At 68.5% G+C, this 18,756-nt stretch carries 18 protein-coding genes and 1 pseudogene; 15 read left to right on the top strand and 4 right to left on the bottom strand.

What is annotated here, in order from left to right; translation table 11 throughout:
* The 15 genes and pseudogenes from F3J15_RS14395 to F3J15_RS14325 form a co-directional block, all read left to right on the top strand.
* Positions 1-256 (top strand): annotated as a pseudogene (locus F3J15_RS14395) (secretin); the annotation flags it as partial.
* Between the two features lie 20 nt (positions 257-276).
* Entirely contained in the window at positions 277-579 is a 303-nt protein-coding gene (locus tag F3J15_RS14390) for a hypothetical protein (RefSeq protein WP_166891859.1), read from the top strand.
* Between the two features lie 25 nt (positions 580-604).
* Complete coding sequence (locus F3J15_RS14385; RefSeq protein ID WP_166891856.1) at positions 605-1,876, top strand: TadE/TadG family type IV pilus assembly protein; 1,272 nt, start codon at positions 605-607, stop codon at positions 1,874-1,876.
* Between the two features lie 13 nt (positions 1,877-1,889).
* On the top strand, positions 1,890-2,423 hold the full coding sequence (locus tag F3J15_RS14380) for a TadE/TadG family type IV pilus assembly protein (protein WP_166891853.1): 534 nt from the start codon (positions 1,890-1,892) through the stop codon (positions 2,421-2,423).
* Complete coding sequence (locus F3J15_RS14375; RefSeq protein ID WP_166891850.1) at positions 2,420-2,863, top strand: TadE family protein; 444 nt, start codon at positions 2,420-2,422, stop codon at positions 2,861-2,863. The genes F3J15_RS14380 and F3J15_RS14375 overlap by 4 nt, the downstream gene beginning before the upstream one ends.
* 22 nt (positions 2,864-2,885) lie before the next feature.
* A complete protein-coding gene (locus F3J15_RS14370; protein ID WP_166891847.1) occupies positions 2,886-4,094 on the top strand; it encodes an AAA family ATPase in 1,209 nt (402 codons plus the stop codon).
* An 18-nt stretch (positions 4,095-4,112) separates the two neighbouring features.
* Positions 4,113-5,480, top strand: a complete 1,368-nt coding sequence (locus tag F3J15_RS14365) for a CpaF family protein (RefSeq protein ID WP_166891844.1) — start codon at positions 4,113-4,115, stop codon at positions 5,478-5,480.
* A gap of 33 nt (positions 5,481-5,513) precedes the next feature.
* The gene (locus tag F3J15_RS14360) at positions 5,514-6,491 is read left to right on the top strand and encodes a type II secretion system F family protein (protein ID WP_089449533.1); all 978 of its coding nucleotides are present in this window, start codon (positions 5,514-5,516) and stop codon (positions 6,489-6,491) included.
* A gap of 36 nt (positions 6,492-6,527) precedes the next feature.
* Entirely contained in the window at positions 6,528-7,508 is a 981-nt protein-coding gene (locus F3J15_RS14355; protein WP_069249601.1) for a type II secretion system F family protein, read from the top strand.
* A gap of 328 nt (positions 7,509-7,836) precedes the next feature.
* Positions 7,837-7,992: a hypothetical protein gene (locus F3J15_RS14350; RefSeq protein WP_166891841.1), complete on the top strand. Its 156-nt coding sequence runs from the start codon at positions 7,837-7,839 to the stop codon at positions 7,990-7,992.
* A 103-nt stretch (positions 7,993-8,095) separates the two neighbouring features.
* The gene (locus F3J15_RS14345; protein WP_166891838.1) at positions 8,096-8,287 is read left to right on the top strand and encodes a hypothetical protein; all 192 of its coding nucleotides are present in this window, start codon (positions 8,096-8,098) and stop codon (positions 8,285-8,287) included.
* Between the two features lie 190 nt (positions 8,288-8,477).
* Positions 8,478-10,373, top strand: a complete 1,896-nt coding sequence (locus tag F3J15_RS14340; protein WP_166891835.1) for a protease modulator HflK — start codon at positions 8,478-8,480, stop codon at positions 10,371-10,373.
* 93 nt (positions 10,374-10,466) lie between these two features.
* Positions 10,467-11,510 (top strand): protease modulator HflC, encoded by a 1,044-nt coding sequence (locus F3J15_RS14335; RefSeq protein WP_166891832.1) that lies wholly within the window; start codon positions 10,467-10,469, stop codon positions 11,508-11,510.
* Complete coding sequence (locus F3J15_RS14330) at positions 11,507-12,550, top strand: protease modulator HflK (RefSeq protein ID WP_166891830.1); 1,044 nt, start codon at positions 11,507-11,509, stop codon at positions 12,548-12,550. Before F3J15_RS14335 ends, F3J15_RS14330 begins: the two co-directional genes overlap by 4 nt.
* On the top strand, positions 12,547-14,490 hold the full coding sequence (locus tag F3J15_RS14325; protein ID WP_166891827.1) for a heavy metal translocating P-type ATPase: 1,944 nt from the start codon (positions 12,547-12,549) through the stop codon (positions 14,488-14,490). Before F3J15_RS14330 ends, F3J15_RS14325 begins: the two co-directional genes overlap by 4 nt.
* A gap of 50 nt (positions 14,491-14,540) precedes the next feature.
* On the opposite strand, the gene F3J15_RS14320 is transcribed toward F3J15_RS14325, so the two are convergent.
* The 4 genes from F3J15_RS14320 to F3J15_RS14305 all read right to left on the bottom strand — a co-directional run bounded on the left by F3J15_RS14320 (position 14,541) and on the right by F3J15_RS14305 (position 18,703).
* Positions 14,541-15,803, bottom strand: coding sequence for a serine hydrolase domain-containing protein (locus F3J15_RS14320; protein WP_166891824.1), 1,263 nt, complete (start codon positions 15,801-15,803; stop codon positions 14,541-14,543).
* A gap of 135 nt (positions 15,804-15,938) precedes the next feature.
* Positions 15,939-16,895 (bottom strand): transporter, encoded by a 957-nt coding sequence (locus F3J15_RS14315; protein WP_166891821.1) that lies wholly within the window; start codon positions 16,893-16,895, stop codon positions 15,939-15,941.
* Positions 16,896-16,931: 36 nt separating this feature from the next.
* Positions 16,932-17,459 carry a flavin reductase family protein gene (locus F3J15_RS14310; RefSeq protein ID WP_166891818.1) on the bottom strand — a complete coding sequence of 176 codons (528 nt, stop codon included), beginning with the start codon at positions 17,457-17,459 and terminating at the stop codon, positions 16,932-16,934.
* A gap of 5 nt (positions 17,460-17,464) precedes the next feature.
* Entirely contained in the window at positions 17,465-18,703 is a 1,239-nt protein-coding gene (locus F3J15_RS14305; protein WP_166891815.1) for a styrene monooxygenase/indole monooxygenase family protein, read from the bottom strand.
* Positions 18,704-18,756: the final 53 nt, after the last annotated feature.

The raw sequence follows: 18,756 nt of genomic DNA, 5'->3' as shown, positions 1-18,756 counted from the left end.
GGACGCACAGCCGCCGGTGCCGGCCGAGCCACAGAAGACGCCTGCACCTGCACCGGTTGCCGCAGCCGTACCGCAGCACGAACCCGCCAACGCGGCCCGCATCGCGCGCATCGAAGCCGCCGCCGCACGTCTTGCGGCAGCCGGTTCCGACACGCCGGCCCAGCCGGCGGGGCAGCCGAAGCGCCGGACACCGGCGGCGGCCCATGCGCAGCAGGTCGTGCGCGTGAGCGCGGCACCCGAATCCACCGATCGTTGAAGCCATCCAAGGGGACGCTCATGAAATCCGCCTACCTCGTCATCGTGCGCCGCGTGGCGCTCACCGCACCGCTCGCGTTCGCGCTTGCCGGCTGCATGTCGTCGACCCCGGTGTGGGACACCCGCTTCGGCGATTCGGTCCGCGCCGTGACCCAGGCCCAGATCATCGACCCGCATGCCGGCGAACACGCGGCCTCGGTGTCGGCGCCGGGGGTCGACGGCGCTGCCGCCGCGGCCGCGCTCGACAACTACGACAAGTCGTTCAAGCAAACCGTGCCGCCCGCCAATGCGTTCGTGATCGGCATCGGCAAGTCCACCCAGTAACGACGGCACGCTCAGGGAGAACGCCATGAACAGCGCAGCTCGCCATCCGAAAGTCATGCGTCGCAGCCTGCATCGCCAGCGCGGTGCCGTCGCGATCATCGTCGGCCTCTCGCTGGCGGTGATGATCGGGTTCGTCGGCCTGGCGCTGGATCTCGGCAAGCTGTACGTCACGCGCAGCGAACTGCAGAACAGCGCCGATGCCTGCGCGCTGTCGGCTGCGCGTGACCTGACTTCGGCCATCAGCCTGTCGGTGGCCGAAGCGGACGGCATCGCCGCCGGCCACCTGAACTTCGTGTTCTTCCAGAACAAGTCGGTGCAGATGTCGACGAACGCGAACGTCACGTTCAGCGACTCGCTGTCCAACGCGTTCCTGACGAAGAACTCGGTCACGACGCCGGCGAACATCAAGTACGTGCAGTGCACCGCGACGCTGAGCAACATCGCGCACTGGTTCGTCGAGATACTGAACGTGCTGCCGGGCACGAAGCTCGCGAACGCGGCGGAAGTGTCGGCCAGCGCGATCGCCACCGTCGGCGGCGGGCAGACGACCTGTGCGATTCCGGTGTTCGTGTGCCGCGGCCCGTCCGATCCGGCGTACAAGGTCGGCGACTGGATCTCGTCGCCGTCCGGGTCGTCGTCGACCTACGGGCCGGGCAACTTTGGCTGGGCGGCGCTCGACGGCACGACGAACGAACCGACCCTTGCCGGCGAGTTGTCGGGCAATACCTGCAACATCAAGAGCCCGCCGGATCTCGCCACCACGGGCCTGAAGTCGGCGTCGCTGCGCGCCTGGAATACGCGCTTCGGCATCTATACGAACGGCGCGAACGGCTCGAGCGGCCAGCCCGACTTCACCGGCTACGCGTATGTCGGCCCGAACTACGGGCCGCCCGGAACGGCCGGCATCAAGGGCGATGCGTACACGCAGTTCGTGGCCGACCGCGCAGCCTTCAAGTCCTACCAGGGCGACGGCGCGCCGCCGACGGGCAGCGGGATCAACACCAACGGCACCGCGACGGCGAGCAACTACCAGACTTTCGGCAGCGACCGCCGCGTCGCGCTCGCGCCTGAGGGCGACTGCTCGACGCTGTCGGGCAGCAGCGGCAAGGTGCACGTCACGCAGTGGGATTGCGTGCTGATGCTCGATCCGCTTCCGTTCAGCGCAGGCAGCGGCGCGGTCGTCGCGCACCTCGAATACCTCGGCTCGTCGGTCTCCGGCAACAATCCGTGCGCGACGCACGGCTTGCCGGGCAGCGGCAGCGCGTCCGGGACCCAGGTCCCGATGCTCGTTCAATAGCGGAGAGCGGATCATGAAAAAGCCCCCGTTTCGCCGTTCGCGCACCCGTGGCGCCGTCGCCGTCGAGTTCGCGCTCGTGCTGATGCCGATGATCATGCTCGCGACCGGCGTGGCCGAGTTCGGCCGCGCGATCTACCAGTTCGAGACGCTGACCAAGGCGACGCGCGATGCGGCGCGCTACCTGTCGGTCTGGTTGCCGAGCGACAGCGCGTATCCGGCCTCGCAGGCGCAGTGCCTCGTCGTCTACGGCAGCACGACGTGCGGCGCCGCCGGCACCGAGCTGGTGCCGGGGCTCACCACGTCGATGGTGACGATCTGCGACGCGCAGCGCACGACCGGCTGCAGCGACACGTCCGACCCGTCGCAGTTCGCGAACCTGCCGACCTACGACTCGAACAACAACGCGTCAGGCGGCACCGCGACGGGCGCGATCAACGTCGTCGAAGTGAAGATCACGGGCTACAAGTACCAGCCGATCCACGCGTTCCCGGGGCTGCCGTCGATCACCTTCAACAACATCGTCACCGTGATGAGGCAAGTGTCATGAACGCGCGCCATGCCCCCCCGTCACGCCGGCGTGCCCAACGCGGCTCGGCGATCGTCGAGTTCGCGCTGATCGCGTGGATCCTGATCATGCTGCTGATCGGCATCTTCGAATTCGGACGCGTGCTGTTCTACTGGAACACCGCGAGCGAAGCGGTGCGCCTCGGCGCGCGCACGGCGGTGGTCTGCGACGTGAATGCGGCCGGCGTCGTGAAGCGGGTGAGATCGCTGCTGCCGCTGCTGTCGAACGCGAACGTATCGGTGAACTACTCGCCCGCAAGCTGTGACGTGAATTCGTGCGCGTTCGTGACGGTCAGCGTCACGAACGTCACCGTCAAGACGATGATCCCGTTCGTGAACATCACGGTGACGATGCCGCCGTTCACGACGACACTGCCGCGCGAAAGCCTGACTTCCGCGACCGGCGGCGCCAACTGCAATTGATCGAACAGGCGAGGCACACGACATGATCAACATCCTCGTAGCTTCCGACGACACCGCGCGACTCACGCAGATCGCGCGCCTCGTGGCCGACAGCGGACGCTATCGCGCGACACGCGCGACCGGCCGCCCGTCGCAGATCGAACATCGTACCGACGGGCTCGACGCGTTCGACATCCTGCTGGTCGACGGCACGTCGCTCGACCCGTCCGAGCTGTCGGCGATCGAGCGCATCTGCCGCGCGCACGCGGGCCTGACCTGCATTCTCGTGACGGCCGACGCGTCGCCGCACGTGCTGCTCGACGCGATGCGTGCGGGCGCGCGCGACGTGCTGCAGTGGCCGCTCGACCCGCAGGCGCTCGGCAACGCGCTCGAACGGGCCGCCGCGCAAAGCACACGGCGCGACACCGACGATACGCGGATCGTGTCGTTCATGTCGTGCAAGGGCGGGGCCGGCACGAGCTTCGCGGCCAGCAACCTCGCATTCGAGATCGCGGAAGGCTTCAAGCGCCGCGTGCTGCTGATCGACCTTAACCAGCAGTTCGCCGACGCGGCGTTTCTCGTCAGCGACGAAACGCCGCCGTCGACGCTGCCGCAGCTGTGCGCGCAGATCGAGCGGCTTGACAGCGCGTTCCTCGACGCGAGCGTCGCGCACGTGACGGAAAACTTCCACGTGCTCGCGGGCGCAGGCGACCCGGTCAAGGCCGCCGAGATGCGCGAGGACGCGCTCGAATGGATCCTGGGCGTCGCCGCGCCGCGTTACGACTTCGTGGTCTTCGACGTCGGCGTCTGCATCAATCCGCTGTCGATGGTCGCGCTGGATCGCAGCGACCAGATCGAGCTCGTGCTGCAACCCGCGATGCCGCACGTGCGCGCGGGCCGCCGGTTGCTGGAGATCCTCGTGTCGCTCGGCTACTCGACCGACCAGATGCGGCTGATCGTGAACCGCGCGACGCGCGCGAGCGACCGCACCCGCACGGCGCTCGAGGAAGTGCTCGGCCTGCACGCGGCCTGCACGATTCCCGATGATGCCGACACCGTGCTCGAAGCGATCAACCAGGGCCATCCGGTGTCGCGGGTCGCGCGCGGCACGGGGGTTGGCCGTGCGTTGCAGGGGTATGCGAAGCAACTCGTCGAAGGGGAGGTGCGCGCGGAGCACGGCGCGACGCACAGCGAACCGCTGATGTCCCGGCTGTTCGGCCGCAAGGCCACGCCGAAGCTCAAGTCCATGTAAATTTTTCGGGGAACCATCATGTCATTGCGCGAACAGATGTCCTTGCAACGGGCCCACCCGCCGGTGGCGGGCAGCGACCCGGCCGGCCCGGCCCATTCGTCGGTGCGCGACGCATACCAGAAGCTGCGCCGCGAAATCCACCTGGCCGTGCTCGAACGCGTCGAGCTCGAGCGCCTGTCGCGGATGCCGCAGGAATCGGTCCGCATGGAGATCGGCCTGCTGATCACGCGCATCCTCGACGAGGAGCGGCTGCCGGCGAACGACATCGAGCGGCGGCAGCTCGCGATCGACGTGTACGACGAGATGTTCGGTTTCGGCCCGCTCGAAGCGCTGCTGCGCGACCCGAGCATTTCCGACATCCTCGTGAACACGTACCGGCAGGTCTATGTCGAGCGCTTCGGCCAGCTCGAACTGACCGACGTGACGTTCTACGACGACGCGCACCTGATGAAGGTGATCGAGAAGATCGTGTCGCGCGTCGGGCGCCGCATCGACGAATCGAGCCCGATGGTCGATGCGCGGCTGCCCGACGGCTCGCGCGTGAACGCGATCATCCCGCCGTCCGCGATCGACGGGCCGCTGATGTCGATCCGGCGTTTCGCGGTCAATCCGCTGAAGATGGACGACCTCGTGCGCTACCACAGCCTGACGCCGCCGATGGCCGAGCTGCTCGACGCGCTGTCGCGCGCGAAGGTGAACGTGCTGGTGTCGGGCGGCACCGGCAGCGGCAAGACGACGCTGCTCAACATCCTGTCCGGCTTCATTCCGCGCAACGAGCGGATCGTGACGATCGAGGACGCCGCCGAACTGCAACTGCAGCAGCCGCACGTGCTGCGGCTCGAAACGCGACCGCCGAACATCGAGGGCAAGGGCGAGATCACGCAGCGCACGCTGGTGCGCAACGCGCTGCGGATGCGCCCGGACCGGATCATCCTCGGCGAAGTGCGCGGCGCCGAAGCGCTCGACATGCTCAACGCGATGAACACCGGCCACGAAGGCTCGCTCGCGACGATCCACGCGAACACCCCGCGCGACGCGCTGACGCGGCTCGAGAACATGGTCAGCATCTCCGGCCTGACGCTGCCGCCGAAGACGATGCGCCAGCAGATCACATCGGCGATCTCGGTGGTCGTGCAGGCCGCGCGGCTGACCGACGGCAGGCGCAAGATCGTCAGCATCCAGGAACTGACGGGGATGGAGGGCGACATCATCAACATGCAGGAGATCTTCACGTTCAAGCGAACGGGCGTGGACCGCGACGGTTCGGTACGCGGCCACTTCTGCGCGACGGGCGTGCGGCCGAAGTTCGTCGAGCGGCTGCAGGCGTTCGGCATCAACCTGCCGGATTCGCTGTACGACCCGTCTCAGCGGTACGAGACGAACTGACGACAGGGCGCCGTTCGCTGCCGGGGAGGCTTCATGAACACGATCTTTTACGGTTTTGTGATTCTCACCTTCGTCGCGGTGGTACTCGCGATCGAAGGCGGTTATCAATGGTGGAACGCGCGGCATGGCGCTGCCGCACGCCGGATCGAATCGCGCATCCGCTCGATGTCGGCCGGCGGCAACGTCCAGCAGGAGCGGCTGTCGATCCTGAAGAAGCGGATGCTCGACGAATCGAAGCCGTTCGACCGGCTGCTGCTGCGCATGCCGCGCGTGCATCGGCTCGATCTCGTGATCCAGCAGTCGGGCCTCGACTGGACGCTGCCGAAGCTGATCATGCTCAGCGCGGTGTTCGCGGCGTTCGCGTGGCTTGCGCTGAGCTTCGCGACGTTGCCGCAGCTCGCGGCGCTGCCGGTCGCGCTGTTCGCCGGATGCCTGCCGATGATGTACGTGATGCGCTGCCGCGGGAAGCGGATGCGCAAGCTCGAGCGGCAGTTGCCGGACATCTGCGACATGATCGCGCGCGCACTGCGTTCCGGCCACTCGTTCACGAGCACGCTCGGGATGGTCGGCGACGAGTTTCCCGATCCGATGGGCGGCGAGTTCAGGGTCACGTTTGACGAGGTCAACTACGGCGTGTCGCTGCACGACGCACTGATGAACCTCGTCACGCGCGTGCCGGTGCAGGACCTGCGCTACTTCGTGATCGCGGTGCTGATCCAGCGCGAGACGGGCGGCAACCTCGCCGAGCTGCTCGACAGCATCGCCGCGCTGATCCGCGAGCGCTTCAAGCTCTTCGACAAGGTGCGCGTGCTGTCGGCGGAAGGGCGGCTGTCGGCATGGATTCTCGGGCTGCTGCCGTTCGGCACCGCCGCGGTGATGGCGCTGCTGAACCGCGAATTCCTGTCCGTGCTCTGGGAGGACCCGGCGGGGATCCGGATGGTCGGCATGATGCTGGTGTCGATGCTGTTCGGGTTGTTCTGGATCCGCCGTATCGTCCGCATTCGCGTCTGACGCGCGAGCCGTATAACGAACCGTTGCGAGGCTGTCATGCAAAACCTGAGCGTAGTCCAGGCCGTGATGCTGGGCGGCTTGTTCCTCTTCGTGGCCGGCGGCGCGCTCGTCGCGATGCTGCTGTTCGCGCCACGCAGCATCCAGCGCCGGATCCAGCAGGCCGGCGGGACCGGGGCGGGCGCGACCGGCGCGGCGGGCACGGGCGACGGCGACGACCTGGCGTCGCGCTGGGTCGCGAAGCTGGTCGAGCTGTCCACGCCGATCTCGAAGCTGTCGGTGCCGAAGGAGGGCTGGGAGAATTCACCGCTGCGCATCCGGCTCATGAATGCCGGCTGGCGCAACCAGAGCGCGGCCGCCCTGTATTTCACCGCGAAGACGGCGCTCGCGCTCGGGTTGCCGTGCGTGGCGTTGATGGTGCTGATCACGACGTCGCTCGGCGACGAGCGTGCGATCCTGTCGGTCATCCTCGTCGCGCTCGCCGGCATCGGCTACTACATCCCGAACGTCGTGCTGTCGCAGCGGGTCAAGGTGCGCCAGCAGAAGATCTTCGAGGATTTCCCGGACGCGCTCGACCTGCTGACGGTGTGCGTCGAAGCGGGGCTCGGGCTCGATGCCGCGCTGATGAAGGTGAGCGAGGAACTGCGGTTCAGCAGCGAGGTGGTCGCGAGCGAACTCGACCTGCTGCTGCTCGAGATGCGCTCCGGCTTCACGAAGGAGACGGCGCTGCGCAATCTCGCGCTGCGTACCGGCGTGGAGGACATCGAGTCGTTCTGCGCGATGCTGATCCAGGCCGACCGCTTCGGCACGAGCATCAGCGAATCGCTGCGCGTGCTGTCCGACATGCTGCGCACGCGGCGGCGGATGCGCGCGGAAGAGCGGGCCGCGAAGATCGCGCTGAAGCTGCTGTTCCCGCTGATCTTCTTCATTTTCCCCGCACTGATGATGGTGCTGCTCGGGCCGGCGATGATCCACGTCTATCGCGTGCTGCTGCCGACGTTCGTGGGCATCGGGCAGTGAGTGGCGCAGCGGCGTTGCGCCGGTTTCGTCGATCAAGGTTTTGCGTGCCGGACGGCCACCCCCGCCGGCCGGCACGGTAACAGGCTTCATGGAGGCTCCCTCCCCAGGCGGCGCCGCGAGACAGGTTGACCATAGCGGCGTCAAGGCATCCTGGACCCATGGTCGGCCATGGAACGAGCCGTAGTCCACCGCCTCAGCGGCTGCCCCCTACTGCTAACCTGAATGCCGGCGAAGTTTGCCGGCATCACGTTGTGCGCGACGGCGCGAACGTCGCGGATCGCGACCGGCGTGTCAACTGCGTCCCTGACGCAATCGCGGCGATGACACGATGGACGCCGCGCCATGGCATGGTCGGCAATCGCGGCGCGGCACGAAAGGCGGCGGCCTGGTGCTCCTGACGCTCGCATTTGCATTTCCCGCGATTCCCATGGGCTGTGCGTTCCTCGCGCATCCGGTGTCGTACCGGCTTTTGACGCTCGCCTGATCCACCTGCGGAGCGAGCACAAGGTATCGCCCGACCTGAAAGCCAATCGGAAGCTCGTGCTCGACATCACGATCGCCCGGCTCGACGCGCGGTATTTCGCGGCATGTCGAGCGACTGCCTGAACGTAGCCGACGACGGCCCCGATGTGCCGCGCCGGCGCTTCCAGATCGACAAGGCCGTCCCTGACCCGTTGCGCAACGGCGAGCGTATCCGTATCGCGTACGTGCCGATTTCCGGCCGCGTGCTGGAAGATCGAGTCGGCCGCGGGCCGGCAGCTGATCTGAATCCGGGATGATTCGCCGCGCGGACGGCCGACCGACGCGTTGCCCGCCATGCGGCGGAAAATTCCGGTCCGCACGACTGTTTCATCTGTCGCGTCAATCGCATCGATGCCTTGAGTTTCATCATCCGCCGCGCTACATTGCCGCTCGCAGAATTCCGTACGGACGCCTGCATACCCTGTAATTCGTACGTAAGGAATCCCGATGGGGCAACAGGCGGAAGGCAACGACGACATTACCGGCAACCCGGCCGGGCGCGACGCACTCGCGCCGGTCGCAGGCGCCGCCGCGTTGCTGGTCGCCACGCTCGGCGCGCTGGGCGCCGTCGACATCCTGCCCGCCGACCTGCGCTGGTGCGCACCGCTTGCCAGCGCATGGTGCAACGTACTCGTCGTCGCGATCGGCGTGCTGCTCGCCGGCCGCGCACGCCGCCATCCTCCGGAAATATCGGCCGCCACGCTGATCGGCGACTGGCTGCGCCATGCATTCAGCCGAAAGCACGAACCGGAGCACGACGACAACCCGTGGCCGGCGATCGCCGCTGCGATCGACTGGCGGCCGTGGGCTGTCACCGCCTGCGGTGTGCTTTCCGTCGCGCTTGCCGTGCTCGCGTGGCAGCCGCCGTCACCCGTGATGCTGGTGCGCGCGATGAGTGCGCCCGAGCCCACGCTCGCGGCCGGCGCGGCCTGCATCGTTCTCGCCTTCCTGACCCTCGTCGCCGAACGCCACCATGCGGCGGCCGCCAGCCGGTCGGCGGTGTCCGCGTCGCTCACGCGGGTGCTGCGCGTTGCGCTCGTCACCGCGCTCGCGGGTGCGCTGGCCGCTGCATGGTTCGCGTTCCGGCACCGCACGGCAGACTGGCTTGTGCAGTCGGTCGCGCTGCTCAATGGAGCCGTCGCCGCCGAACTGACCCTGCGCGGCGTGCTGTCGTGGTTTGCGGGACCGCGCGGCGCCGTCGTGCCGACCAGCGCGATCGCCGGGCTGCTGAGCCGGCGCCCGTCGCCGTTCGCGTCGCTCGGCGCGGAACTGCGCCATCGTTACGGCATCGACCTGCGGCAGAGCTGGGGCTGGCGCAGCTTCGTGCGGCTGCTGCCCGGCGCGCTCGCCGCCACCGTCGCGTGTGCATGGCTGCTCACCGCCGTCGTCGTGCTGAACCCGGAGCAGCGCGCGGTCTACGAGCGCTTCGGCGCGCCGGTCGCGGTGTGGCAGCCGGGCCTGCACGTCGGCCTGCCCTGGCCGTTCGGGCGCGCGCGCATCGTCGACAACGGCGCGGTGCACCAGGTCGCCATCGCGGGCAGCGCGAACGACGGCGGCGCCGATGCGTCGCCCGTGCCGGCCGACGGCCCGACGCCCGAACGTCTCGACCGTCTGTGGGATGTGCCGCATCCGTGGGAAACCACCCAGGTGATCGCCGGCGCGAACGGCGACCGCCAGAACTTCCAGATCGTCAACGCCGACGTGCGGGTCGACTACCGGCTCGGCCTGACCGATGCCGATGCACGCGCGGCGCTCTATCGCGCGATCGACCCGGAAAGCACGGTGCGCACGAGCGCCAATCGCGAACTCGTGCACTACCTCGCGTCGCATACGCTCGAATCGCTGCTGGAAACGAATCAGGCCGCGATGGCCGGCCAGTTGAAGCGCGCGATCCAGCAGCAGCTCGACCGGCTGCAAAGCGGCGTCGACGTGATCGCGGTCGTGATCGAGAGCGTGCATCCGCCGACCGGCGCAGCCGCCGCGTTCCACGACGTGCAGGCCGCGCAGATCCGCGCGCAGGGCAGCGTCGCGCAGGCGCGCGGCTTCGCGGCCGGCCTGCTCGGCAACGCGCAGCAGCAGGCGCTCGAACGGGTCGCGCATGCCGAAGCGCAGGCCGGCGACACGGTGTCGTCGGCGCGCGTGCAGCAGATCGATTTCGACGCCGACCTGGTCGCGTACCGGCTCGGCGGCCCCGCGTTTCCGTTCGAGTATTACCTCGACCGGCTGCAACGCGGCCTGCGCGACGCGCGCATGACGATCATCGACGACCGGCTTGCCGACGGCACGCGGGCGACCGTCGATCTTCGCAATACGCCTGCCGGCGATCTGGCCGGCATCCATTGACATGTCGCGGCGATTTCCGCACGGGCGGCGCGACACGGCAACAAGCCGTGCCGCCGCACCGCACGCGAGCGACGCCGCACCCGGGACGACATCGTGAGTCTGTTTCATTCGCACGCGCATGATCATGCGCACCACGGCCATGGCCACGACCACCCTCATCACGCGCATCACGGTGCGCCCCAGCCGCCCGGCGCGTTCCGCCTGCGCGTCGCGGTGGCGCTGCTGTGCGTGATCGTCGCGCTCGCGGTGGCGAGCTTCGTGCAGGTGCGTGCCGGCGAGGCATCGGTGATCACGCGCTTCGGGCGGCCCGTGCGCGTGCTGCTCGAACCCGGGCTCGCGTGGCGCCTGCCAGCGCCGATCGATGCGGTGACGCCCGTGGACCTGCGCCTGCACACCACGTCGAGCGGCCTGCAGGACGTCGGCACCCGCGACGGGCTGCGCATCATCGTCGAGGCCTACGTCGCGTGGCGCGTGCCGGCCGATGCGCGCGACATCGGGCGCTTCATGCGGGCGGTCGGCAACGAGCCGGATGAAGCGGCGCGGCAGATCCGCTCGCTCGTCGGCTCCGCGCTGCAGACGACGTCCGCCGGGTACGATCTCGCGTCGCTCGTGAACACCGATCCGGCCCAGGTGAAGATCGGCGAGTTCGAAGATGCGCTGCGCCGGCAGATCGATGCGCAGCTCTATGCGGCTTACGGCGTGCGCGTCGCCCAGGTCGGGCTCGAACGGCTCACGCTGCCGGCCGTCACGCTCGCCGCGACGGTCGACCGGATGAGCGCCGAACGCGAGACTGTGGCCGCGCAGCGTACCGCGGACGGCAATCGCGAGGCCGCGCAGATCCGCTCGGACGCCGAGCGCGATGCACGCATCGCGCTGGCCGACGCGAACGTGAAAGCGGCCGGCATCGAAGCGCAATCGCGCAAGGATGCGGCCGACATCTACGGCAAGAGCTATGCGGGCAACCCGCACCTGTACACGATGCTGCGTTCGCTCGACACGCTGAACGCGGTGGTCGGTACCAATACGAACCTGATCCTGCGTACCGACGCCGCGCCGTTCCGCGTGCTCGTGCAGGGCCCGGCCGACACGTCGGGGCAGGCCGTGCCGGCGCCCAAGACGCACAAGGCCGCGCGATGAGCGAGCCGTCCGCATCGCCGCTCGGGCCGGGCGCACAGGCCGTGCGCCTGTCGTTCTGGTTCGTCGCCGCGCTCGCGGTGCTCGCCGCCTGCGCGTGGGCCGGCTCGAACATCCGGCGGATTCCGGCGGACAGCCGCGCGGTCGTGATGCGTTTCGGCGCGCTCGTGCGCACCCAGGACGCCGGGCTCGTGATCGCATGGCCGCAACCGTTCGAATCGGTCCTGCTCGTGCCGGGCGCCGCGCGCGTGCTCGAGCAGCGGATCCGCTCGCTCGACCGCGATCCGCGAGCGCTCGCGCCGTCCGCGAAGGGCGTCGCGCGGTTGTCCGACGCGCTCGCCGGTTCAGGCTACGTACTGACGGGCGACGGCGGGGCGGTCGCGTTGAGCGCGGTGCTTTACTATCGGGTCAGCGATCCGTACGCGTACGTGCTGCAGCAGGCTCGCCTCGACGCGGCGCTCGAGCGGATCGTGTCCGCATCGGCCGTCGAGGTCGCGGCGACCCGCGATCTCGACGCGATCCTGGTCGCGCGGCCCGAACAGCTGGCCGCCGACCGGCAAATGGCCGCGCGACGCGAACGGTTGCGCGGCGATCTCGCCGATGCGATCGCGCGGCACCTGCGTGCACTCGACGCGGCGCACGCGGGGCTCGGCGTCGAAGTCGCGCGCGTCGACGTGCAGCCCGCGTTTCCCGGAGCGGCCGCCGATGCGTTCAACGCGGTGCTGACGTCGCTGCAGGTCGCCGAGCGGACCATCGCCGAAGCCCGCACCACCGCCGAACAGCGGCGGCAGGACGCGCAGCAGGACGCCGACCGGATCGTGCAGGACGCGCGGGCCCATGCGGCCGAACGCGTCGCGACGGCGCAGACCGACACGCTGGAGATCCGGCAGCTCGACGCGACGCTCCGCGAGAACGGCGATCCGGGGCTGCTGGCGCGGCTGTATCGCGATCGCGTGCAGCGCGTGCTGTCGAAAGCCGGACGCGTGACGACGATCGATCCGCACGACACCTCGAACCTGATCCTGCCCGGAACCGCCCGATGAATTCGCTCGCCGAACCGGCTACGCAGCCGGACACCGCGCCCGCCGGCGCGACAGCCTACGCGCTGTCCTCCGACGAGCGCCGCACGATCACGCGGCAGATCGCGTTGGCGCTGCTCGCGGGCGGCCTGCTCGTGCTGTCGTTCGCGTGGCGCATGCTGTCGGGCGGCGGCGACACGCTCGCGCAACTGCTCGCCGCGCTCGCGTCGCTGATCGTCGCGGGGCCGGTGTTCGCGAGTGCGTGGCACAGCCTGCGCGCGCCGAGCCTGCACGGCGTGACCGATCGCCTGATCGCGCTCGCGATGCTGGCCGCCTGGGCGATCGGCGACATGACGACGGCCGCGCTGCTGCCGATCGTGATGACGTTCGGCCACGCGCTCGAAGAGCGCAGCGTGCTCGGTTCGCAGGAGGCGATCCGCGCGCTCGGCCGGCTGACGGCCGGCCGCGTGCGTCGCATCGGCACCGACGGCAGTGTCGTCGAAGTCGCGTATGACGCACTGCGTGCGGGCGACCGTATCGAAGTGGTGGCCGGTGCGCGCATTCCGGTCGACGGCGTCGTCGTCGCGGGCACGTCGAGCGTCGACAACGGGCCGATCACCGGCGAATCCGTACCGCACGACGTCGATGCAGGCAGCGCCGTGTATGGCGGCGCGCTGAATCTCGACGGCGTGCTGCGCATCGACGTCACGCACACGGGCAAGGATTCGACGCTCGGCAAGATCATCGCGCTGATGCAGCACGCGGAACAGGCGAAGCCGCCCGTCACGCAGGTGCTCGAGCGGCACATGGGCGCGTATCTCGCGCTCGTCCTGCTGATCGCGGCGATCGTCTGGTTCACGTCCTCGAATGCATCGGCGATGCTCGCGGTCATCGTGGCCGCGTGCCCGTGCGCGCTGGTGCTCGCGGCACCGTCCACGGCCATCGCCGGGATCGCGGTCGGCGCGCGGCACGGCATCCTGTTTCGCAATGCCGCGTTTCTCGACAAGATCGCCGAAGTCGATTCGCTCGTGATCGACAAGACCGGCACGCTCACCCGCGGGGAATTGCAGGTTCGGCAGGTGTGGCTGCAGCCCGGCGTCGACAGTGCGCACGCGCGTGCGCTGGCCGCGCGGCTCGGCGAAAGCAGTGCGCACCCGGCGAGCCGCGCGCTCGTCCGCGATGCCGCCGCGTCCGGCCTCACCGGTGTTGCCGTGGCGCCGTTCGAACGCACGCGGGAATTGCGCGGGCTCGGCGTCGTCGCCGACACGCCGGACGGCACGGCGGTACTCGGCCGGCCCGCGCTGCTTGCCGACCATGCCGGTGACTTGCCGTCACCCCCGGAAGGATTCGACGGGCCGCTCGTCGGCCTTGTGCTCGACGGGCGCCTGCTCGCATGGTTCGGCTTTGCCGACACGCTGCGGTCCGACGCGCGCGACGTGCTCGCCGAGCTGCGGACGCTGGGCCTTGCGCGGCAGACGCTGCTGACGGGCGACCTTGAGCGCGTCGCGAGCAAGGTCGCGGCCGAGACGGGTATTGAGACGGTGGTTGCGCAGGCGCTGCCGCACGACAAGCTCGATTACGTGATGCGCGAGATCGGCGCGGGCCTGCATCCGCTCGTGGTCGGCGACGGGCTCAACGACGTGCTGGCGATCAAGGCCGGCTCGACGAGCATCGCGATGGGCGAGCGTGGCGTCGACATTGCGATCGCATCGGCCGATGTCGTGCTGCTGGGCGACGACCTGAAGCGGATTCCGACCTGCATCCGCCTCGGCCGGCAATGCCGTCGCACGGCGACGACCAATGCGGCGATCGGCCTCGCGTGGACGCTCGCGGTGATCGCGCTGGCCGCGACCGGGATGCTCGGCGCTGTGTGGGCAGCGATCCTGCACAACGTCGGCACGTTCATCGTGATTGCGAACGCCGGGCGGCTGCTGCGGATCGATGAGGACGTTCGCGACGCGTGAGCGGTGGAGGGGACACTTCGTCCCCTGTCGCAACGTGCCTCTTCACCGCATCACGGCCGACCTTCGCTCGGCACCTCGGCCGCCTTGCTGAGCTCGCCCATGATGATCCGCGCGATCTCGTTGGCCGGTGCGCGTCCATCGGGCGCGGCAGCCGTGTTCGCCCACGTGACGATCGTCGTTTTCGTGACCGGGTCGTAGCCCATGAAGGTGTTGAAGCCCGGTATCTCGCCGGTATGTCCGTAGAACGTGCCGAACTTGGCCAGGCCCATGCAGTAGCTCGCCGATATCGGATCGGTCGGATCGATCGGCGTGCAGCTGGCGAGCCGTCGCGCCTGCAGGTCGGCGTTCAGGTAGCCGCCGCCGACCATCCGCTGCACGTAGGCAGCCAGTTCCGTCACGGTTGAAATGCCTGAGCCGGCCGTCCACGCCCATGACGTATTGACGCCGGTCACGTTCGTCGGCTGCAGCACGCCGCTTTTCGCGTCAGCCTGGCGCTGGGGCGACAGCGCGTCGCTGTTGGTCGTCTCGGCATTGGTGCCCCATTGATAGCCCTGCGGTGCCGGCGCCGGCAGCGACGTGTTCTGCTGCGGCGGGAGCAAGGTATTGGCCAGGCCGAGCGGCGCGAACAGGCGTGCGTTCATCGCATCGGCCGCGCTCATGCCGGTCAGGTGCTCGATGATGAGCCCGAGCAGCACCGTGTTCGTATTCGAGTAGCGGAAATCCGTGCCGGGCGGAAAATAGACCGGCTGGCCTTCGGCGATGCCCAGCAGCTCGGACGGGGTCCACACCTTGTCAGGCTGCGCATCGAGCGTCTGGTTGAACGCGAGATTCGTCGAATAGTTGTAGAGGCCGCTGCGCATGGTCAGCAACTGTTCGATCGTGATCGTGTCGCCGTTGGGCACGTTCGTGACGAACTTGCTCACGGAGTCGCCAAGGCTCAGCCGGCCTTCCTGCACCAGTTGCAGGATCACCGTGCCGGTCCAGGTCTTCGTCACGCTGCCGACGCGAAAGTGCGCATTCGTCGGGATCGGCATGTTCGTGCCGCGCACGGCCGTGCCGAACGATTCGAGCCAGTTGCCTTGCGGCGATTGCACATAGACGACCGCGCCGGGCGTCAGCGTGTCCGTGAGCAGCGCGCTGATCTGCGGGCGCGCCGCGTTCGCGAACGCGGGCGTGCTCGAGGCCGGCGAACTGTCGCCGCCGCATGCGGAAACGGCGAGGCCGATGACGGCGGCCGGTGCGACGGCAACCAGGCCGTGCATCAGCCGTCGCGATACGTTCGACAAAAACCGGGAGGTTGCTGACGTAACCATGATGCGGACCCTCCGTGGTCGTGACGTATTGCCTGCGTTGTCTCCTCCAAAACTATAGGACAGGCGTGTTGCCGCCGGCAGCACGCATTTTTGGTCTGACGATAGCGATCCGGCCCGTTCACCCGGTCGCGGCCGTCACTGAAAGTGATGCACATACCGCAGCACCATCCGCGTGCCCTGCGGCCGGTTGCGCGCATAGGTCTCGAAGTACGCGTTGAACATCAGATGATCCTGCGGCGAGAAGCTATACATGGCCCCCGGGCCGATCGCGAACACGGCCTCCCGCGTGCCCGGCACGTCCTGCCCGTTTGCCTTCATGTCGGTGGTCTGCCGCAGCCAGTAGCCGTTGATTCCCAGCCGCAGGCCGGGGCGCACTTCATACTCGGTCGCGAAGTTCGCGTGGATCGCCTGGCCGGCCTGCGTCGACGTCACGTCCGGACCGAGCGACGTGGCCGGCTGGTGGTTGGTCGCGTTCCACAGATAATGCAGCCGCCACGACACGGTCCAGTTGGGCGTGAGCCACAGCGTCGCGGCCCAGTACGGATCGAACGACCAGAAATGGCTGCCGGGGTTGATCGCGCGCGACGGGTCGTACGCGCCGGTCGGCGCGATGAACTGGAATTCCACGCGCTGCGCGAAGCGCGGGCCCTGTGCGCCCATCACCGGGTCGAACTGGATGAACGGGCCGATCAGCAGGTCGCCGAAGCCGGCGCGCGCATTCAGCGCGACGTTGCCGATGCCGTCGTTGGTTCGCGCGGACGCGATCCACGGCAGGATCACGTCGAGGCCGGGATGCATGCCCGCGAACGTCAGCGGCGACTGATAGACGAGCTGGCTCAGCCCCGCGAACAGGTCGATGTCCTGCTTCGGCAGCCCGACCTTGTTGCCCGCATTGTCGTTGACGCGGCCGGCCGTGTAGTACTGCAGGTACTGCGTGCCATACCAGCCGGAGCCGGCCGGCGGCATCCCGTCGAGGAAGCTGGTCATGCCGAGGTTGACCGCCGGCAGGTCGGCTGCGCCGACCGGCGCGCCTGCGGCCATGCCGGCGATCGTGAGGCTTGCGACGACGAGCGCGCGAGAGCCGAATTTCATGTTCACCACCTCCTGTTTATTTATTTGTATAACTAATCAAACGGTGCGAAAAAGATCGGGATGATCGACGATCGAGCGATACTGGCCCGCATGGAACACCAGCGGCGCATGGCCGAACGTGTCGAACTGTTCGATCTGGCCGATGAAGAGCAGGTGATCGCCGCCTTCGTAATGGCCGACGTTGCGACACACGAAGCGCGCGCTCGCGCCGTCGAGGCAGGGCACGCCGCCGGTTTCCGAATCGACGTGAAGCACGCCGTCGAACTTGTCGGCGCTGGGCGTCGCGAAGCGGCGCGACAGGTCGATCTGGTCGTGCGCGAGGATGTTGATCGCGAAATGGCTGGCCGCGACGAAATCCGGGCGGCTCGGCGCGACCTTGCGCAGGCTCCACAGCACGAGCGGCGGATCGAGCGACAGCGACGAGAACGAATTGGCGGTGAGGCCCACCTTGCGTCCGTCGGCCGCGCACGTGGTGATCACGGTCACGCCGGTCGGGAACTGCCCGAACGCGGCGCGCAACTGCAGCGGGTCGAGGGCCGGGCGATCGGTAGCGGTCGTTTCCATGTCGGTCACTCCGCACGCACGCTGTGTTCGCGGATCATCGCCGTGCAGGCCGACGGCTCGAACCACCACGGCGAGAACCGGCGCGGATCGTCGAAGCCGTCGACGATCGCCGCGGCGAGCGACGGCAACTGGCCGGCCGCGCCGAGCAGTTCGAGGATGTGCGGCGGTGGCGGCGTGAGCAGCGAGTTGGTCCAGCGCACGACGTGCTGCGCATACGCCCAGTAGCCTTCGAACGTCTGCTGCATCCAGTCTTCGCCGAACGGCGCGGCATCGCGCGCGAGGATCGCATCGAAATACGCGTTCGCGCATTTCGCGGCGTTGTTCGATCCCTGCCCGGTGATCGGATCGTTGACGACCACCGCATCGGCCATCCCGAACACCGTCCGGCCCGACGGCAACCGGAAGAACGGCTTGCGCACCGTCGGCGCGAAGCGCCCGGCCAGCGTGCCGTTCGGATCGGTGAGCTCGACGTCGCGGCAGCGTTCGAATTCCCACGGCACGTACTGCTGCAGGAACGACAGGCTCCGGTCCAGATGCTGCTCGGGCGTCTTCACGTCGGCCCAGCAGTCGAGCGGGCCGCCCGGAATGCCTTCGAACACCATGATTTCGCACGGGCCCGTCGTGGTCAGCGCGGGGAACACGAAATACTCGCCGATGCCCGGCAGCAGGTTGAAGCGCACGCGCGAATACGGCTGGCTCGGCGTCATCCCTTTCACGTAGGTGAGGGCCAGCGCGCGTTGCGGGCGGTCGAACGCGCTGCGCGTGTCGTCGCGGCCGAGCAGGTTGACGATCTCGCCCTTGCCGGCCGCGAGCAGCACGAGGTCGTGGCTGCGCGCCAGCTCCTCGAGTTCGGGCACGCCGACGTCGCCGATGCGCACGTCCGCGCCGCGGCGCTTCACGCCGTCGAGCCAGTCGGCCATCTTTACGCGCTGGTCGACCGACTGCGCATAGCGGGTCAGCCGCGACGACCAGTCGATCACCTTGCGGCCGTTGCCGTCCGGATGCGGCACCGCGATGCCGATCCCTTCGACGGACGGGCACGCTTCCTCCCAGGCGTTCAGGCCGAGGTCGCGCTCGATCTGCAATGACGTGTGGAACATGCACTGGCTCGACATGACCTTGCCGGTGCGGATCTGTTCGGCGTCGCGGTTGGTCGCGAGCGTGACGGGGTAGCCCTGGTCGAGCAGGGCGAAGGCGAGTTGGAGGCCGGACTGGCCGGCGCCGACGATGGCGATGCGTCTCATGGATGTGTCCTTGGTTGGCCGGATGCCGGCCGGAATCGAAATGATGGCGGGAA

The organism is Burkholderia sp. Ap-955 (assembly GCF_011753045.1).
Lineage (GTDB): Bacteria > Pseudomonadota > Gammaproteobacteria > Burkholderiales > Burkholderiaceae > Burkholderia > Burkholderia lata_D.
The sequence above is the reverse complement of the archived record's forward strand: the minus strand, read 5'-3'. Positions and strand labels throughout refer to the sequence as shown.

What these genes read in the sequence shown, in the direction of transcription:
- F3J15_RS14390 (WP_166891859.1), top strand. Translation starts at nt 277, where the DNA reads ATGAAATCCGCCTACCTCGTCATCGTGCGCCGCGTGGCGCTCACCGCA.
- F3J15_RS14385 (WP_166891856.1), top strand. Translation starts at nt 605, where the DNA reads ATGAACAGCGCAGCTCGCCATCCGAAAGTCATGCGTCGCAGCCTGCAT.
- F3J15_RS14380 (WP_166891853.1), top strand. Translation starts at nt 1,890, where the DNA reads ATGAAAAAGCCCCCGTTTCGCCGTTCGCGCACCCGTGGCGCCGTCGCC.
- F3J15_RS14375 (WP_166891850.1), top strand. Translation starts at nt 2,420, where the DNA reads ATGAACGCGCGCCATGCCCCCCCGTCACGCCGGCGTGCCCAACGCGGC.
- F3J15_RS14370 (WP_166891847.1), top strand. Translation starts at nt 2,886, where the DNA reads ATGATCAACATCCTCGTAGCTTCCGACGACACCGCGCGACTCACGCAG.
- F3J15_RS14365 (WP_166891844.1), top strand. Translation starts at nt 4,113, where the DNA reads ATGTCATTGCGCGAACAGATGTCCTTGCAACGGGCCCACCCGCCGGTG.
- F3J15_RS14360 (WP_089449533.1), top strand. Translation starts at nt 5,514, where the DNA reads ATGAACACGATCTTTTACGGTTTTGTGATTCTCACCTTCGTCGCGGTG.
- F3J15_RS14355 (WP_069249601.1), top strand. Translation starts at nt 6,528, where the DNA reads ATGCAAAACCTGAGCGTAGTCCAGGCCGTGATGCTGGGCGGCTTGTTC.
- F3J15_RS14350 (WP_166891841.1), top strand. Translation starts at nt 7,837, where the DNA reads ATGGACGCCGCGCCATGGCATGGTCGGCAATCGCGGCGCGGCACGAAA.
- F3J15_RS14345 (WP_166891838.1), top strand. Translation starts at nt 8,096, where the DNA reads ATGTCGAGCGACTGCCTGAACGTAGCCGACGACGGCCCCGATGTGCCG.
- F3J15_RS14340 (WP_166891835.1), top strand. Translation starts at nt 8,478, where the DNA reads ATGGGGCAACAGGCGGAAGGCAACGACGACATTACCGGCAACCCGGCC.
- F3J15_RS14330 (WP_166891830.1), top strand. Translation starts at nt 11,507, where the DNA reads ATGAGCGAGCCGTCCGCATCGCCGCTCGGGCCGGGCGCACAGGCCGTG.
- F3J15_RS14325 (WP_166891827.1), top strand. Translation starts at nt 12,547, where the DNA reads ATGAATTCGCTCGCCGAACCGGCTACGCAGCCGGACACCGCGCCCGCC.
- F3J15_RS14320 (WP_166891824.1), bottom strand. Translation starts at nt 15,803, where the DNA reads ATGGTTACGTCAGCAACCTCCCGGTTTTTGTCGAACGTATCGCGACGG.
- F3J15_RS14315 (WP_166891821.1), bottom strand. Translation starts at nt 16,895, where the DNA reads ATGAAATTCGGCTCTCGCGCGCTCGTCGTCGCAAGCCTCACGATCGCC.
- F3J15_RS14310 (WP_166891818.1), bottom strand. Translation starts at nt 17,459, where the DNA reads ATGGAAACGACCGCTACCGATCGCCCGGCCCTCGACCCGCTGCAGTTG.
- F3J15_RS14305 (WP_166891815.1), bottom strand. Translation starts at nt 18,703, where the DNA reads ATGAGACGCATCGCCATCGTCGGCGCCGGCCAGTCCGGCCTCCAACTC.